The sequence below is a fragment of the Blautia sp. XA-2221 genome (genome assembly GCF_028767025.1).
Lineage (GTDB): Bacteria > Bacillota > Clostridia > Lachnospirales > Lachnospiraceae > Blautia_A.
The window spans coordinates 32,713-49,047 of record NZ_JAJQXX010000006.1 but is presented as its reverse complement, the minus strand read 5'-3'; the positions used below and the strand labels follow the sequence as shown (position 1 = coordinate 49,047).

Here is a 16,335-nt window from a genome sequence, read left to right as displayed (position 1 = left end):
ATTAATTTTCCTGATAAGCTTCATATGTCAGCTTATATTCCTTCCATTCACTTAGCAGTATCTCTTTTTCACTGTTTTCATAGGAGTAATTTTGCTCCAATTCCTGTAATCTTGCAGAATAGAAATGTTTCATATCACGAAAGCTGCCAAATCCAGCCGCATATACACACATGGTATAGTCGTCTCCAGAGATTTTTTTCAGCACATGATCCATTTCTGTTTTCCATTGTTCCATACTTTCTGATTTTTTCATGGTTTCCAAAAGAAAACGCTCAAATTCCATAGGAGAACGAAGATATCCAAAGCATCCGTCTGTTGCCGAAATAACCAGTGCCGGAAGCTGTTCTATACCTGTCCTTCGATTTAAAACATAAGGATGAGAAGCAGATATCACATTTTTCATAGGCGCATCCTCAGAAAGATTTTCCAGGGCATCTGTATTTGCAATATCATCTACTGTCACCTGATGCAAACCACTGCTGTCCAAAATATACCCTCTGGAATCTCCTGCCCAGATAAATTCGGTCAGTAAAGAATGTGATTTCCAGGGAGCAATCAAAACCAGTGACAAAGTAGAGGGAAATTCTTTCATCAGATTTCCTTTCAACATACTTTTGCCCTTTCCAAGCTCAGCACACGCTTTCAAATATCGGTCTATCCAACGCTTCAGTTTTCTTACCTCTTTTGAGGAAAAACACACTCTCAGATCATTTGGAAGAGCAGTGAACCAGCGGCGGGACACTTCGGCAAGTACTCTGGAAGCCACATAAGCACCACTATGCCCGTCAAAAAATGGGTAGGTCTTAGCCCCACTGCCTCCGCTTCCATCAAAAACACTGATTATTCCCTTTTCCTCGTCTATATCAAAAAAGAAACTGTCCTCGCCTTTTCCCGGCACTTTTTCTCTGGTCAGGCAAAAACAGTAATCTGTCACAGTTCTGAAATCTGATTTTCTGTTTCCATCATTACAATCCTTCTTTTTTATTTTATTGTTCATTTGAACTATAATCCTCCTGATTATATCCACCTGAAGATTTGACTTCCTGTTCACTTTCCGGTATTTCATCTTCATCTATCATTATTTCTGTTATTTCTTCACTTTCTGCCTCTCCGGCATCAAAAAAATCTTCTTCATCTGTTTTTATATCCAGCTTTTCTTTTATTTCAGCCATCCGATCTTCCAGATCATTCATCTGTTTTTTCTGAGCTTTCTGTTCTTCTGCAATACCATTAAATATTATCTGTTGTTCCTGAATCTGAGCTTCCAGTTTTTCCATCCGTTCCAATTTCTGTCCCAGATTATCGTTTCTTCTCTGCAATGCTCTGATATAAATGCCACCGGACAAAATCAATACTGAAACACCTATTATAATTGATACTTTCACTATTCTGGATGTACCGGATACTTTTTTCTGTTTCTTTCTGTTTTGTTTTACGTTTCTTGTTGTATCCGAAAAAACATATGGCGGATTCTCCAGATCCTCAGATTGGAAAAATGTTTCGGCATTTTCATCTGTCCTGTTCTCAGACAAATCTTTATCTGACTGAGATGGTTTCTCTAAGGGCTCCTCTTTTTCTTCTTTATCCGAAATAAAATCCAGAGAAATCCCTTTCCACTGAGGCATAATTTCCTGCTCGCACCCACAAAAAGGGCACACTTTTTCTCCATTTTTCAGTTTTTCGCCACATTTTCCGCAATACATATATTTCTCCTCATCTTTCTATGCCACATACCTGACATCTTTTTTCACTATCATCGTTAATACAGTCACAATAGCTGCATTTCCATCCACAATCAGTGGGAATATATTGATATATTGTTTTTACTTCTTTTACTTTTTGTGACGGAGGCTTAACTGACGCTGACTTTGTTCCATACACAATTCCACTCTTTACAGGAACTCCCGTTTCTCTAATATCTTTTTTCTCATCTTTAATATCTTTTTCCTCATGTTTTATTTCTTCATAATGAGATATCTCAGGATTTCTTTTGATTTCCTCAGTGCTGTCTTTTATTTCTACCTCATAATGCAACAACCCAGAATCTTTTTCTGTTTCTTTATACTCACCTTTTATGCAAAATTTTACGATAAAAACCGATACTAGCACCGCCAAGCAAACTATAATTAAAATTTCCATATCCTTCCCCTCTCAACCTGTTAAAAAACCTGATTTTCAGATATAAATTCATCCTCTTTTCTTTTAAAATTCTATTTTTTTCATAAATTTTTTTCAATCTGCGGCAACTGATAGGGGCAGATTATTTAAGACAAAACACATTCTTCCATTTTTGTCTGCAGTTCCAGAGTTTTATATTCATAGGCTCTGGAATCCAGAATCTGGCATTTAACTTTTTGCAAAAGAATAGCAGGAAAAACTGAAAATACAGTTTTTCCTGCCAAAAATGAATATCCACAAAATAAGTTTGTACACAAAAAAACAGAACCCCATACAGGATTCTGTCTTTTTACGTTTTCATTAGTCTTCAACTTTAACGATTTCTTTCTTATTGTAGCTTCCGCATGCTTTACAAACTCTGTGAGGCATCATCAGGGCGCCGCATTTGCTGCATTTTACCAGGTTCGGAGCACTCATCTTCCAGTTTGCACGTCTTTTATCGCGTCTTGCTTTAGATGTTTTGTTCTTTGGACATATGGACATAGGTTACACCTCCTTAAATTTACTAAATATATCACTGATAGCTGCCATGCGGGGATCCTTCGGCTCCTCTGCGCATCCGCAGGGACCGTCGTTGAGGTTTTTCCCACACTGGCTGCAGATGCCCTTGCAGTTATCTCTGCAGAGAACCTTCAAAGGCCAGCTCATCAGTACCTCAAGATAGACCAACCGGTCCACATCCAGGTCCATTCCTGTGAGATAGTTACTTTCATCCAGATCATTGACCCGTTCCTCATCCGTAAGCTTCATATCCAGCTTGCGCTCAATATGACATGGAATCTCAACCTTAACCTGTTCCAGACAACGATCACAGGGAATACCCACTGTCACACATGTATTGCCGGTCAGCTCAAGAACCTTATTTCCGGTATTAGTAATGACTAAATCTACCGGTTCTTTTTTTAATACAGGAAACTCACCCATCTGAAAAGAAACGGTTTCCATTTCCAGTTCTGTGCTTACCTGTACTGTTTTTCCTTCACAGGATGTAACATCCGATAAATGAATCTGCATAATTATCTCCTATTCACACTTAACCAATTATACATAGGAGAAGTTCCTTTGTCAAGGATTTTTACCTTCTGTTACGACAATTCTGTTATTTTTTGTCAAAAATGTCCGGAGGACTCATAAGCTCCAGAGGGTAATCACCCAAATGCTCCACCTTAAATCCATTTGCTTTGTATTTATTGTAATCAAAAGCATTCCATATACCTCATCATTTTTGTCATTTATAACATTTTAAAACGCCTATTTTTGTAATATATGCACAAAACACAAATATCTCTGTTCATTGTCTATAATTGCTCAGAACAATAAATATAAAAATTAATCTTTCTATATAACATAAGAAAACTCACCCCTTTCGGGGTGAGCCTTTCTGAAAATCTTATAGGATGACAACTGTTTTTATACAAGAGCAACTGTCTCTCTGCAGATTGCAAGCTCTTCGTTGGTAGGAACTACTGCAACCTTAACTTTGGAATCCGGTGTGGAGATCACGATCTCCTCGCCGCGTTTTTTGTTGATCTCTTTGTCAATGGAGATTCCCAGGTAGCCAAGGTAAGAGCATACGTCTTCACGTACAAGGTTGTCGTTCTCGCCGATGCCTGCTGTAAATACGATTGCGTCCACACCATTCATAGCAGCAACATATCCGCCTACGTATTTTGCAATACCATAGCCAAGAGCCTCTCTTGCGTTCTTTGCGTCTACATTGCCTTCTGCAGCTGCATCTTCCAGGTCACGCATATCACTGGAAAGTCCGGACATTCCGTACAGACCGGATTTTTTGTTCAGAACATCCATAACGCCTGCGATATCCAGATTTTCTTTCTTTGCAATAAACTCCATGATAGCCGGATCAATACTTCCGGAACGTGTTCCCATGATCAGACCTTCAAGAGGAGTCATACCCATGGAGGTATCAATACATTTGCCGTTTACAACTGCGCTGACAGATGATCCGTTGCCAAGGTGGCATACAATAACTTTGGAATTTTCTTTGTCAAGACCGAGGAATTCAACAGCACGTTTGGAAACAAAGCTGTGAGAGGTTCCGTGGAAACCATATCTTCTGATCTTATAGTTTTTGTAATAATCAAGCGGCAGACCATAAAGATATGCTTTTGGCGGCATTGTCTGATGGAAAGCAGTATCAAATACACCAACCTGCGGTACGCCTGGCATAAGTTCTGAGCACACACGGATACCGATCAGGTTTGCCGGATTGTGAAGAGGAGCAAGGTCGTTGCACTCTTCCACTGCTTTGATCATCTCATCTGTGATCACTGCTGAAGAAGCAAATTTCTCTCCGCCGTGTACAACACGATGACCGATGGCATCTACTTCTTTCAGGCTCTTGATCGCGCCTGTTTTTTCATTTGTAAGAGCGTCCAGCACCATCTGGATTGCCTCTTTATGTGTAGGCATCGGAGCTTCTGTGATTTCTTTTTCTCCGCCGGCTTTTTTATAAACCAGTCTTCCGTCAATTCCGATTCTCTCGCAGAGACCTTTTGCAAGAACTGCCTCTGTATCAGAATTGATAAGCTGATATTTTAAGGAAGAACTTCCACAGTTAATTACCAATACATTCATGATTTTTACTCTCCTATTCTTTGTATGTACTACGATCCACAATGATAAGCAGCCTTAACAGGACTGCATATACCAGAAACGGTTTTATTTGTCCTCTGCCTGGCACTGTACAGCAGTGATCGCTACTACTCCGACAATATCATCTGCTGAGCATCCTCTGGAAAGATCATTTACCGGTTTTGCAATACCCTGGGTAACAGGTCCGTAAGCTTCAGCCTTAGCAAGACGCTGAGCCAGCTTATATCCGATGTTTCCTGCATCCAGATCCGGGAAGATCAGAACGTTTGCTTTTCCTGCAACTTCGCTGCCAGGTGCTTTGGAAGCGCCTACGCTTGGAACGATAGCTGCATCAAGCTGGAATTCTCCATCCAGTTTCAGTTCCGGATGCTCTTCTTTTGCGATTCTGGTAGCCTCTACCATTTTATCTACATCCGCATGCTTTGCACTGCCCTTTGTGGAATGAGAAAGCATTGCAACGATCGGCTCTTCCTGTACCAGAAGCTGGAAAGATTCTGCAGAAGAAGCTGCAATTGCAGAAAGCTCTTCCGGTGTAGGATTCTGGTTCAGACCGGAATCAGCAAAAACAAATGCACCGTTTGCGCCGTATTCGCAGTTCGGAACTACCATCAGGAAGAAAGCAGATACCAACTTGGTTCCCGGTTTTGTTTTCAGGATCTGCAGACACGGACGAAGTGTATCTGCTGTAGAATGGCATGCACCGGATACCATTCCGTCTGCGTCGCCCATCTTAACCATCATAACACCGTAGTATGGATACTGTGTGTGAAGGATCTCTTTTGCCTTCTCCGGTGTCATGCCTTTTTTTGCTCTCAGCTCAACAAATTTGTCAATGTAAGCCTGAGTTCTGTCAGAAGTTTCCGGATCAACAATAGTAGCTCCGGAGATATCGAATCCGCCTTCTGCTGCTTTTGCCTTAATAGTCTCCTCATTACCGATCAGGACGATCTTGGCAACGCCCTCTTTCAGAATCTTGTCAGTTGCCTCAAGAGTTCTCATATCCTCTGTCTCTGGCAGTACAATTGTTTTAATGTTTTCTTTTGCTCTTTTTTTGAGCACTTCAACAAATCCCATGATTAAAATGGCTCCTTTCATTATTTGGCCTGACGGCCCGATGAAACGCTTCTGTAAGCATCTCACAGATATAATTATTATACCCCCTGGTATTCCTTATTTCAAGCATTTCCCACTGATAATTCATCATCAGAAGGTATTTTTTAAGGTGCAATTTTTTGTTTTTGAATGTTTTGTCCAAACAAAAGCTGTTTCATTTGTTTCACAGAAAAATATGTGCTAAAATAAAATCCCCAATATTTTCAAAAAAGCAGGAGAAATCACATGAACGTTACAGGAATCATTGCAGAATATAACCCCTTTCATCTGGGGCATCTGCACCAGATCACTTATGTCAGGGAAACGTTGAACTCTGATTATATTATTGTAGCCATGAGCGGAGATTTTGTTCAGAGGGGGACTCCTGCCCTTCTCTCTAAATACACACGGGCCGAAGCAACTCTTCTGTGCGGTGCGGACCTTGTGCTGGAACTGCCTGTACAGGTTTCTTCTGCCAGTGCAGAATTTTTTGCAGGAGGAGCAGTTTCTCTCCTTAATGGACTTGGAGTCGTAGATCAGCTATGTTTCGGAAGTGAAGAAGGAACTGTTGAAGGAATGTGTCTTGCCGCCCGCATTTTAAACGAAGAACCAGAGGGCTTCCGCAATCTACTGAAAAACAATCTGAAACAGGGAATGTCTTTCCCGGCCGCCAGAAGCCGCGCTCTCGGAGAGTATCTACATACTATGTACTCTTCCGGAGGAAAAAGCCTGTCTGCATTTTCAGACGCCCTTCTCTCTTCTCCTAATAACATCCTGGGAATCGAATACTGCCGCGCCCTTCTCAGACTTCACAGCAGCATTACACCGGTGACACTGAAGCGGGAAGGTTCCGGATATCATGACCTCACCTTAAAGAATAACCAGGCACCTTCTGCATCTGCAGTCCGTGCTTTTCTTTCTGAATACAGCAACCAGACACACTCCTCCGACAGCCATAAAGATTTTTCTGTTCTTGAAAATATGCTCCCCGCAGCCTCTCTTCGACTTCTGGAAAGCGCATTTTCCAGTCAGGAATTTCTTACAGAAAATGATCTGGATCTTATTCTGCATTACTGTCTCACAGGAAAAACAACAGAAGAGCTTACCGAGTATGCAGATGTTTCTCCTGATCTCGCTGCACGGATGGTCAACTGTCTGAATGGTTACAGGGGATTTTCTCAGTTTGCAGAGCTTCTGAAAACAAAGGAACTGACCCACACAAGGATCCAGAGAGCTCTTCTCCACATCCTTCTTCAGATCAGAGAAAGCCCCAGAGAACTTTCCTTCGGCCGGGTTCTGGGATTTCGGAAAAGTGCTTCTCCTCTTTTAAAGGAAATAAAAAAAAGAGGCACCATCCCCCTGGTGACCAAACCTTCTTCATCAGTAAAAGCATTTACTCCATATGAAAAAAAACTGTTGGATACAAATACTGCAGCCTCCAATATATACGAAAGTCTGATCTGCCATAAAACGGGACGTGCCTTTGTCCACGAATACCAGAAACAGATGATTATGATTCCGTGAACTTCAAAAATGGGAAAACAAAAAATATGTTTTCCCATTTTCTTTGAATATCTCTCAGGCTCCAGCTCTTTTATCAGTTTTTCATACTCTCTGATTTTTTCTTAATTTCCACACTCAATACTGATCTCATTAAATTTCTCAAGAATGTCATCAATACTCATGGCAGCCTTTTCCTCATCTGCACAGTCGATCACGCTTTCTCCCTGATGCATCATCAGAAGGCGACTTCCATAATCTACCGCATATCTGAGATTATGAGTAACCATGATCGTTGTCAGATTTTTTTCTTTTACAATTTTGTCCGTAAGCTCCATAATAATTTCTGCTGTTTTTGGATCCAGAGCTGCAGTATGCTCATCAAGAATCAAAAATTCAATCGGTGTCATAGTTGACATGAGAAGAGCCATTGCCTGACGCTGTCCTCCTGAAAGAGATCCTACTTTGACATACATTTTATCTTCCAGTCCCAGATTCAGAGGTCTCAGAAGCTCCTGATAATATTCAATCCTCTGTTTATTTACCCCTCTTCCAAGTCCGAAGCGTTTTCCTTTATTGTCTGCCAGTGACATATTTTCCAGAATAGTCATGGACGGACAGGTTCCAAGAGACGGATTCTGGTACACACGACCAATCTTTTCGTTTCTTTTAAACTCTTTTGCATTTGTAATATCTTTGCCATCTAAAAGAATACTTCCTGATTCCACAGGAATACTGCCACAGATAATGTTCAGCATAGAGGTTTTTCCCGAGCCGTTACTGCCTACCACAGAAAGAAATTCCCCATCCTTAACTGTAAGATTAAAATCTTTGAACAGGCACATTTCATTGACGGTTCCCGGATTATAGTATTTATAAATATTTTTTAATTCAAGCATCGATCTTCACCTTCTTCTTTCTTTCCATGCTGATCAGAAGCACGATCAGAAACAGCACTGCTGTAATAAGCTTCATATCCTGGGGCTCAAAATTTCTCATTGCAACAGCAGTACATGCCTTGTAGAGAACAGAACCAAGAACTACAGACGCAGTTGCCCTGATAAAAGTCAGTTTTCGGAACAGACTGGTTCCGATGATAACACTGGCAAGACCAATCACCACTGCGCCGGTTCCCATGGAAATCTCAAACACCCTTTCTTCCTGACAGAAAATGCATCCGGCCAGAGCAATCAGTCCATTTGCAATGGAAAGACCCAGGATCTTCACATTTCCCTGATCTTTCGCAAGAGAAGTTACCAGTTTTTCATTGTCGCCTACTGCTCTTAAAAGAAAGCCCGATTTACTTTTCATATAAAAGTCAAGGATCAGCTTTGTGAACAGAGCAAGGATCACAATAATGATCAGTGTGGTATAAGGCTGTAGTGTCTCCGGAAAAAGTTTTTCCAAAAAACTGTTTTTAAATATCGTTTCTTTTGAAAACAGAGGTACATTAGAACTTCCGGCTATGCGAAGGTTAATGGTCCACAGCGCAGTCATCATGATAATACCGGACAGAAGATCCCGAACCTTTCCTTTTACATGAATCAGTCCGGTACATACTCCTGCCAGCGCTCCTGCTGCAAAAGCAACCGGAAGGGTCAGATAGGGATTTACTCCCTTTGCGATCATAGCTGCGGTTACTGCCGCTCCCAGGGGAAAACTTCCGTCCGTAGTAAGATCTGGAAAATCCAGTATTTTATATGTGATATAAACACCCAGAGCAAGAATACCGTAGATCAGTCCCTGCTCAACGATCGTGATAATAAAGTCCATGACCTTTCAACCTCCATACAATTTTTGTTACGCCTCTGTAATCTCTTCAAAAACCTCTGTTGCTGCCTCAGTGATCTCCTGGGGAATCTTAATCTCCAGCTTCTCTGATGCAGCAGTATTCACATACAGCGATGCCTCTTCAATAGTTTCAAAAGGAAGCTCTGATGCTTTTTTCTCACCCTTTAATACCTGAGCCGCCATTTTTCCAGTCTGTTTTCCAAGTTCAATATAATCAAGTCCCTCTGCTGCAAGGCAGCCCAGTTTTACCTGTTCGATCTCACTTCCGAATACCGGGATTTTTTTCTCATTTGCCATTTCGAGAATGGCAGGAAGCGAAGAAACCACGGTATTATCTGTAAGATTTGTCATACAGTCAACTTTTTCCAGAAGTGACTGTGCTGCCAGTGGAATGTCTGCGGTTGTTGCAATTCCCGCTGTCTCGATCTTAAAATCATACTCTCCTGCCAGTTCTTCATATTCCTTTACAGCTGCTTCGGAATTTGCCTCGCTTGTGGTGTACATGATTCCAATGGTTTCTGCGTCAGGAAGAATTTTTCGGATCATTTCAAGCTGCTGCTTTATGGGAAGCTTATCACTTGTTCCGGTGATCTCACCTACTGGGTTTCCCTCATCGTCTGCCAGCTCTGCTGCCAGAGGATCTGTAACTGCTGTATAAATAACCGGGATGTCTGCGTCCATTGCAGCATTATAAAGACTCTGAGCGCTTGGAGTGGCAATTCCTACCATGAGATCCACTTTATCGGCTGCAAAACCATCAGAAATCTGTCCGCAGGTTCCCATATCTGCCGCTGCATTTTTATATTCTACTGTAAGATTTTTCCCCTCTTCAATGCCTTCCTCTTTCAGCCCTTCCAGAAATCCTTCTCTGCAGTTATCAAGAGAACCATGCTCTGCAAACTGCTCGATTCCGATAGTATACTCTTCTTCCGCATAAACCATTGTGGTTCCTGCCAGTGTCATTGTCAATAATGCTGCTCCTAATACCTTTGCTGTTGTTTTTGCTTTCATGTTGTTTTCTCCTCTCTCTACGATTCTTTTTGTCTTACCGAAAGTATATGCCAGCTTTCGGTCTCTGTCTGCGAGAAAGAAAGTTGTGATACCTGTCCTTTCGAATAAAAAAACCGCCCCAAGCTAATGCTTGAGACGGTAATAATTTCTTATTATCGCGGTACCACTCAAATTGACAAAACGTCCACTTTCTCATGTACAAACATACACTCCTGATTGATAACGGGTTCGGTTCCCGTCAGTGCCTACTCTCCACGCAGGAATTTCGGACTGCCCTCGGAAGGCCATTCAACAATCAGCCTCATACAGACTCCCACCAACGTCTGCTCTCTGGGATGATGCATAAATGTCTACTTCTCTTCCTCATCGGTTTTGATGTCGTTACTTTACCACATCAAATCGCTGTTGTCAACCCTGTTTTTAGTTTTTAAAGCTGTGGATAGGCGCCGGGATTCTTCCGCCTCGGTCAACAAACGCCTGACAGGAGAACTGGTTCACCGGCATGATCGGAGCATAGCCAAGAAGTCCGCCGAATTCAACTGTCTCTCCAACACCTTTTCCGATTACAGGAATCACTCGTACTGCTGTTGTTTTCTGGTTTATCATGCCAATAGCAGCTTCATCTGCAATGATTCCGGAAATTGTGGATGCTTTTGTATCTCCCGGGATTGCGATCATATCAAGACCTACAGAGCATACACAGGTCATTGCCTCAAGTTTTTCCAGAGAAAGAGCCCCCAGATTTACTGCATCGATCATTCCCTGATCTTCACTGACCGGAATAAAAGCGCCGCTTAATCCACCTACGGCTGTGGATGCCATAACTCCGCCTTTTTTTACCTGGTCATTTAAAAGAGCCAGAGCTGCTGTGGTTCCCGGAGCACCTACACGCTCCAGTCCGATTTCTTCCAGAATCTCTGCAACGCTGTCGCCGATAGCCGGTGTAGGCGCAAGAGAAAGATCCACGATTCCAAAAGGTACTCCCAGACGTCTGGATGCTTCCTGAGCTACCAGCTGTCCAACACGGGTAACCTTAAACGCAGTTCTCTTGATCATTTCACAGAGAGTCTCAAAATCCTCGCCACGAACCTTCTGAAGCGCTGTTTTTACAACACCCGGACCGCTGACGCCCACATTAATGATACAGTCTGCCTCTGTCACTCCGTGGAAAGCGCCTGCCATGAAAGGATTATCATCCGGAGCATTGCAGAATACCACCAGTTTTGCGCAGCCAAGAGAGTCCTGATCTTTGCTTGCCTGAGCTGTTTCCAGTACAATCTCACCCATAAGCTTTACTGCGTTCATATTGATTCCTGTCTTTGTGGAGCCTACGTTTACTGAGCTGCACACACGCTCTGTTTCTGCCAGAGCCTGAGGAATTGAACGGATAAGAAGTTCTTCTGCAGGAGTCATTCCCTTACTTACAAGCGCAGAATAACCTCCAATAAAATTAACACCTACGGTTTTGGCAGCTCTGTCTAATGTTTTGGCAATCGTAACAAAATCCTGACTGCTGTGGCAGGCTGCACCGCCTACCAGTGCGATCGGAGTTACGGAAATACGCTTATTGACAATGGGGATACCATATTCTGTGGCAATCTTATCTCCTGTTTCCACAAGGTCTTTCGCATATTCTGTGATTTTATTATAAATATTTTCGTTTACCTTATCAAGATCGCTGTCAATGCAATCCAGAAGGCTGATTCCCATTGTGATGGTACGAACGTCAAGGTTCTCCTGTTCGATCATCTTATTGGTTTCATTTACTTCAAACATGTTAATCATAAATAGGTGTCTCCTTAAATTCTGTGCATTTTATTGAAAATATCTTCGTGCTGGCAGTGAATCACTACACCAAGCTCATCTCCCAGAGCTGTAAGTTCTTCTGCAAGAGCTGCTGTATCTTTCTGGCATGCGCTGGCATCTGTTACCATCATCATATTAAAATAACCCTGAATAATGGTCTGTGTGATATCAAGGATATTTACATTATGCTCTGCCAGATATGTACATACTCTGGCAATAATGCCTACTCCGTCATTTCCTACTACTGTAATAATTGTTTTTTTCATGGCTTTGTCCTTTCTATATGGTAACTGCTTCGGAAACAAAATCCCGCTTCGCTACCTGAATTTTAAAATCCTTTGATTTGTAAGGGTTGTCTCCCAGTGTTACCTCTGAGCATACGGTTTCATAAGCAAGCTCTTCATAATTGTTTTCCCTGCTTAAATGTCCCAGAAAAACAGCTTTCATATTGTCATGAAGAAGTCTGCAAAGAAGCCTTCCTGCATTTTCGTTGGACAGATGACCTCTGTCTCCCAGAATCCTCTGTTTCAAATAATACGGATATTTTCCTACCTGAAGCATCCGGATATCATGGTTTGCCTCCAGAAGAAGCGCATCCAGATTCTGAAGATTTTCAATAATATAATCATTATATTTGCCAAGGTCCGTAGCGATACCTACGGAACTTTCCCCACATTCCAGACGATACCCTACCGGCTGAGCCGCATCATGGGAAATGGTAAAAGGATTGATCTTTAAATCCTTGATCTCAAATGTCTGATCTTCCCTGATTTCCCGGAATATTCCTTCCGGTATTTTTCCAAGGGATCCGCACCGCAGCATGGCATCTACGGTTCCTCCTGTGGCATAAATGGGGATGCCGTACTTCCGGGCAATCACTCCCAGACCTTTGATATGGTCTGAATGTTCGTGAGTGATCAGGATACCGTCAATGTCGCGGCCGGTCAGGTCCAGACTGTTCAGTCCCTGTTCCATTTTTTTGCCACTGATTCCTATATCTATCAGAACATGAGCACATTCTGACCCCACATAAATACAGTTTCCGCTGCTTCCGCTGGCTATACTGCAAAATCTCATAGTTTCTTTATCCCTTCATCTATCTGTATGTACGTTTCGTCCAAAAGGCTGTTGTTTGTCACCACATAATCTGCATGTGAGCGAAAATAAGCTTCTGACGCCTGACTGGCAATAATGCTTTCTGCTTTCTGGCGGCTGTATCCTCTGCTTTCCATAAGGCGCTGTATCCTGATCTCCTGATCGGTATGAATATACCAGATTCTGTCGCAGACTGCATCATAATGATCTTCAAGAAGAAGCGCAGCCTCTATGACAAAAAGACCGCGGCCATTTTTCCGCTCTTCCTCTATTTTCTCCAGAATAAACGCCTTAACCGCCGGATGAATGATCTCATTCAGTCTGCAGCGCATTTGCTCATTACAGAATACTACATCCGATACCGCCTTACGGTCAATGGTTTTATCACTTTTTATAACATTTTTTCCAAATAAATTTATCACCTGATCATAGCAGCGTCCGCCGGGTTCCATAACCTGATGTCCCACCTGATCCGCCTGTATGACACAGGCAGACAAATGCTTTTCCAGGTAGTTCAACACTGTGCTTTTGCCGGCGCCTACACCGCCGGTGATGCCAATGATCTTCATTGTCTGATCTGTCATTTTGCCTCGTACCAGCTTTCTCCCTGATGCATATCAATTTCAAGCTCCACAGCAAGCTGCGCAGCTCCCTTCATTTCTTCTTCCAGTATTCTGGATACTGCAGATATCTCTTCTTTCTTTGTCTCGATCAGCAGTTCATCGTGAACCTGAAGTACCAGTCTGGAGTACAGTCCTTCCCGGTGCATTCTTTCATACACACGGTTCATGGCAATTTTAATAATATCTGCCGCAGTTCCCTGAATAGGAGAATTCATTGCCACACGCTCCCCGAAAGATCTCTGCATGAAATTTGCTGATTTCAGTTCCGGTATGGGACGTCTTCGTCCAAACATGGTGGATACATATCCCTTTTCCCTGCCCTCCTCAACCATCCGGTCAAGAAAAACTTTAATACTGGGATAAGTCTCAAAATATTTCTCAATATATTCTGCCGCTTCTTTTCTTGTAATGCTCAGGTCCTGACTAAGTCCAAAGGAGCTGATTCCGTATACGATTCCGAAATTTACCGCCTTTGCATTTCTTCTCTGTAAATCTGTCACCTCATCATAGGGAACATGGAATACCTGAGATGCAGTCAGTCTGTGAATATCCTCCGCTTCCCGGTACGCCTGGATCAGTTTTTCATCCCCGGACATATGAGCCAGCACGCGAAGCTCGATCTGAGAATAATCTGCGTCAAGGAACACATACCCGTCCTCAGGCACAAATACCTTCCGGATCAGTCTTCCCAGCTCCATACGAACCGGAATATTCTGAAGGTTGGGCTCTGTACTGCTGATTCGCCCTGTTGCAGTGATCGTCTGATTAAATGTAGAATGAATCCGTCCATCCTCCTCGATAACTGCTCCCAGGCCGTCCGCATAGGTGGATTTCAGCTTTGTAAGCTGCCTGTATTCCAAAATATCATTTACAATAGGCTGCTCCGGAGCCAGCTTTTCCAGAATGTCTGCTGCTGTGGAATATCCGGTTTTTGTTTTTCTTCCTCCCGGGATTCCCATCTTTTCAAAAAGTATCACTCCAAGCTGTTTCGGCGAATTAATATTAAATTCCTCTCCCGCTTTTTCGTAGATCAGTTTTTCCAACTCGCGGATCCTGACGCTGAGTCTTTCACCATATGCCCTCAGTTCCTCTCCTTTTACACAGATTCCGCATTTTTCCATAGAATCCAGAGTAAACACAAGCGGAAGCTCAATGTCCGTGTATACCTGCCACATTCCGGTTTCCCTAAGTTCGGCTTCCATCCTTTCCCTGGCCGCATAGGCGGTAAATGCCTGATAGCAGGCACAGATCCCAAGATTTTCTGAAGATTTTTCCCAGGCTTTTTCATACAAGTCTTTTCCCAGAAGCTCTTCTCTGGAAGGAATGCTGATCCCTCCAATATACTCTCTGGCAATATCCTCGTAAGTATAGGATGATTTCAGAGGATTCAAAAGATATGCGCCAATCTCAATATCAAATACCTGTCCCGGTTTCAGCGAGTCCACATATTTCAGGAGCATTTTTATGTCCATAGCGCTGATTACTGTGGTTTCTCCCAGTTTTCTCAGCTTTTCACAAAGATATTCGCCTGTCAGGATCCCCTCTGCCGGAACATAATATACTTCTTCTTTTTCCAGGGCAATCCCAAGACCGTATACTTTCTTTTTGTCTGCAATAAACGCAACTCCCGCCATGGAATTACCTGCAGCTTTTTCAAATAAAGCTTCCACACCCGAAAGCTCGCTACACACAAAGAAATTCTGCTCTATGGTATTTTCCGGCACAGCTTCCGCATCAAATCTGCCCAGAAGGTTTTTAAACTCCAGTCTTCTGCACAATTCATAGGCCTCCGGTGTATAAAGGCTGCCAAGGCGGGCTTCTTCATAAGAATATTCCACAGGACTTTCTGTATTGATGGTTGCCAGAGTTTTACTTAAAACTGCCAGATCATAATGCTCTCTCAGAGATTCTTTTGCCTTATTGGGTTTAATCTCCTCCAGATGCTCATGGGCATTTTCTATGGAACCAAACTGCGCAATGATCTTCGTGGCAGTTTTTTCACCCACGCCCGGAATCCCCGGAATATTATCAGAAGAATCTCCCATCAGGGCTTTCAGCTCAATAATCTGAGGAGGCGTCACCTGATATTTTTCCACAACCTCTGCCGTGTGGAAATTTTCTATGGTTGTCTTGCCCTTTGAGGTTTTTGGAAGACGGATCATTACCTTGTCCGTTGCAAGCTGAAGCAGATCTCTGTCACCGGATAAGATCGTCACATCCATACCCTTCTGCTCACTTTTTCTGGCAAGAGTTCCCAGAAGATCATCCGCCTCATAGCCTGGCATAGAAACAGTTTTTACTCCCATGGCAGTGAGCATTTCTCTCATCAGAGGAACCTGCTCTACCAGTTCTGAAGGCATCCCCTTCCTTGTCCCCTTGTACGCATCATAAAGTTTATGTCTGAATGTAGGCTCATGCAGATCAAATGCCACTGTCAGATAATCCGGCTTTTCCTCTTCCAGTATACGAAACATAATGTTCAAAAATCCGTACACTGCTCCTGTATGTTTTCCCTCCGAATTTGTCAGATCGGGAAGCCCGTAAAAGGCACGGTTTAAAATACTGTGCCCGTCGATCAGTAAAATCTTTTCACTCAAACTGCTGTCCTCCTGAGATTGTCTTT

The 16,335-nt window shown here is 42.8% G+C and carries 16 protein-coding genes and 1 other annotated feature; of the genes, 1 reads left to right on the top strand and 15 read right to left on the bottom strand.

Annotation, left to right across the window (positions count from 1 at the left end):
• Window position 1: 1 nt before the first annotated feature.
• The 7 genes from LU279_RS06975 to pta all read right to left on the bottom strand — a co-directional run bounded on the left by LU279_RS06975 (window position 2) and on the right by pta (window position 5,868).
• Window positions 2-997, bottom strand: coding sequence for a protein phosphatase 2C domain-containing protein (locus LU279_RS06975; RefSeq protein ID WP_274421833.1), 996 nt, complete (start codon window positions 995-997; stop codon window positions 2-4).
• On the bottom strand, window positions 987-1,703 hold the full coding sequence (locus LU279_RS06970; RefSeq protein ID WP_274421832.1) for a hypothetical protein: 717 nt from the start codon (window positions 1,701-1,703) through the stop codon (window positions 987-989). Before LU279_RS06970 ends, LU279_RS06975 begins: the two co-directional genes overlap by 11 nt.
• A gap of 10 nt (window positions 1,704-1,713) precedes the next feature.
• The gene (locus LU279_RS06965) at window positions 1,714-2,139 is read right to left on the bottom strand and encodes a hypothetical protein (RefSeq protein ID WP_274421830.1); all 426 of its coding nucleotides are present in this window, start codon (window positions 2,137-2,139) and stop codon (window positions 1,714-1,716) included.
• Between the two features lie 339 nt (window positions 2,140-2,478).
• On the bottom strand, window positions 2,479-2,661 hold the full coding sequence (gene rpmF, locus LU279_RS06960) for a 50S ribosomal protein L32 (protein ID WP_177274295.1): 183 nt from the start codon (window positions 2,659-2,661) through the stop codon (window positions 2,479-2,481).
• Window positions 2,662-2,664: 3 nt separating this feature from the next.
• Window positions 2,665-3,192, bottom strand: a complete 528-nt coding sequence (locus LU279_RS06955) for a YceD family protein (RefSeq protein ID WP_274421828.1) — start codon at window positions 3,190-3,192, stop codon at window positions 2,665-2,667.
• A gap of 396 nt (window positions 3,193-3,588) precedes the next feature.
• Window positions 3,589-4,776: an acetate/propionate family kinase gene (locus tag LU279_RS06950; RefSeq protein ID WP_274421827.1), complete on the bottom strand. Its 1,188-nt coding sequence runs from the start codon at window positions 4,774-4,776 to the stop codon at window positions 3,589-3,591.
• Between the two features lie 84 nt (window positions 4,777-4,860).
• On the bottom strand, window positions 4,861-5,868 hold the full coding sequence (gene pta / locus LU279_RS06945; protein ID WP_022067645.1) for a phosphate acetyltransferase: 1,008 nt from the start codon (window positions 5,866-5,868) through the stop codon (window positions 4,861-4,863).
• Between the two features lie 264 nt (window positions 5,869-6,132).
• Between pta and LU279_RS06940 the strand changes: the two genes are divergently transcribed.
• Window positions 6,133-7,410, top strand: a complete 1,278-nt coding sequence (locus LU279_RS06940; protein ID WP_274421826.1) for a tRNA(Met) cytidine acetate ligase — start codon at window positions 6,133-6,135, stop codon at window positions 7,408-7,410.
• Window positions 7,411-7,511: 101 nt separating this feature from the next.
• Here LU279_RS06940 and LU279_RS06935 read toward each other — a convergent pair whose 3' ends face one another.
• The 8 genes from LU279_RS06935 to polA all read right to left on the bottom strand — a co-directional run bounded on the left by LU279_RS06935 (window position 7,512) and on the right by polA (window position 16,309).
• A complete protein-coding gene (locus LU279_RS06935) occupies window positions 7,512-8,285 on the bottom strand; it encodes an ABC transporter ATP-binding protein (protein WP_274421824.1) in 774 nt (257 codons plus the stop codon).
• Complete coding sequence (locus LU279_RS06930; protein ID WP_274421822.1) at window positions 8,278-9,159, bottom strand: ABC transporter permease; 882 nt, start codon at window positions 9,157-9,159, stop codon at window positions 8,278-8,280. The genes LU279_RS06935 and LU279_RS06930 overlap by 8 nt, the downstream gene beginning before the upstream one ends.
• A 27-nt stretch (window positions 9,160-9,186) precedes the next feature.
• Complete coding sequence (locus tag LU279_RS06925; RefSeq protein ID WP_274421821.1) at window positions 9,187-10,188, bottom strand: ABC transporter substrate-binding protein; 1,002 nt, start codon at window positions 10,186-10,188, stop codon at window positions 9,187-9,189.
• A gap of 128 nt (window positions 10,189-10,316) precedes the next feature.
• Window positions 10,317-10,564, bottom strand: a binding site (T-box leader).
• 44 nt (window positions 10,565-10,608) lie between these two features.
• The gene (locus tag LU279_RS06920; RefSeq protein WP_274421820.1) at window positions 10,609-11,973 is read right to left on the bottom strand and encodes a PFL family protein; all 1,365 of its coding nucleotides are present in this window, start codon (window positions 11,971-11,973) and stop codon (window positions 10,609-10,611) included.
• 14 nt (window positions 11,974-11,987) lie between these two features.
• Window positions 11,988-12,260, bottom strand: a complete 273-nt coding sequence (locus LU279_RS06915; RefSeq protein WP_274421819.1) for an ACT domain-containing protein — start codon at window positions 12,258-12,260, stop codon at window positions 11,988-11,990.
• A gap of 13 nt (window positions 12,261-12,273) precedes the next feature.
• Window positions 12,274-13,071 (bottom strand): MBL fold metallo-hydrolase, encoded by a 798-nt coding sequence (locus LU279_RS06910; protein WP_274421818.1) that lies wholly within the window; start codon window positions 13,069-13,071, stop codon window positions 12,274-12,276.
• Window positions 13,068-13,673 carry a dephospho-CoA kinase gene (gene coaE / locus LU279_RS06905; RefSeq protein ID WP_330684585.1) on the bottom strand — a complete coding sequence of 202 codons (606 nt, stop codon included), beginning with the start codon at window positions 13,671-13,673 and terminating at the stop codon, window positions 13,068-13,070. The genes LU279_RS06910 and coaE overlap by 4 nt, the downstream gene beginning before the upstream one ends.
• A complete protein-coding gene (polA, locus tag LU279_RS06900) occupies window positions 13,670-16,309 on the bottom strand; it encodes a DNA polymerase I (protein ID WP_274421816.1) in 2,640 nt (879 codons plus the stop codon). Before polA ends, coaE begins: the two co-directional genes overlap by 4 nt.
• Window positions 16,310-16,335 lie beyond the last annotated feature (26 nt).

Bases quoted from the DNA above. Each gene is read 5' to 3' on its own strand.
- pta (WP_022067645.1), bottom strand. From the start codon at position 5,868: ATGGGATTTGTTGAAGTGCTCAAAAAAAGAGCAAAAGAAAACATTAAA.
- LU279_RS06930 (WP_274421822.1), bottom strand. From the start codon at position 9,159: ATGGACTTTATTATCACGATCGTTGAGCAGGGACTGATCTACGGTATT.
- LU279_RS06950 (WP_274421827.1), bottom strand. From the start codon at position 4,776: ATGAATGTATTGGTAATTAACTGTGGAAGTTCTTCCTTAAAATATCAG.
- LU279_RS06935 (WP_274421824.1), bottom strand. From the start codon at position 8,285: ATGCTTGAATTAAAAAATATTTATAAATACTATAATCCGGGAACCGTC.
- rpmF (WP_177274295.1), bottom strand. From the start codon at position 2,661: ATGTCCATATGTCCAAAGAACAAAACATCTAAAGCAAGACGCGATAAA.
- LU279_RS06915 (WP_274421819.1), bottom strand. From the start codon at position 12,260: ATGAAAAAAACAATTATTACAGTAGTAGGAAATGACGGAGTAGGCATT.
- LU279_RS06970 (WP_274421832.1), bottom strand. From the start codon at position 1,703: ATGTATTGCGGAAAATGTGGCGAAAAACTGAAAAATGGAGAAAAAGTG.
- LU279_RS06940 (WP_274421826.1), top strand. From the start codon at position 6,133: ATGAACGTTACAGGAATCATTGCAGAATATAACCCCTTTCATCTGGGG.
- LU279_RS06920 (WP_274421820.1), bottom strand. From the start codon at position 11,973: ATGATTAACATGTTTGAAGTAAATGAAACCAATAAGATGATCGAACAG.
- LU279_RS06975 (WP_274421833.1), bottom strand. From the start codon at position 997: ATGAACAATAAAATAAAAAAGAAGGATTGTAATGATGGAAACAGAAAA.
- coaE (WP_330684585.1), bottom strand. From the start codon at position 13,673: ATGACAGATCAGACAATGAAGATCATTGGCATCACCGGCGGTGTAGGC.
- LU279_RS06925 (WP_274421821.1), bottom strand. From the start codon at position 10,188: ATGAAAGCAAAAACAACAGCAAAGGTATTAGGAGCAGCATTATTGACA.
- LU279_RS06910 (WP_274421818.1), bottom strand. From the start codon at position 13,071: ATGAGATTTTGCAGTATAGCCAGCGGAAGCAGCGGAAACTGTATTTAT.
- LU279_RS06965 (WP_274421830.1), bottom strand. From the start codon at position 2,139: ATGGAAATTTTAATTATAGTTTGCTTGGCGGTGCTAGTATCGGTTTTT.
- LU279_RS06955 (WP_274421828.1), bottom strand. From the start codon at position 3,192: ATGCAGATTCATTTATCGGATGTTACATCCTGTGAAGGAAAAACAGTA.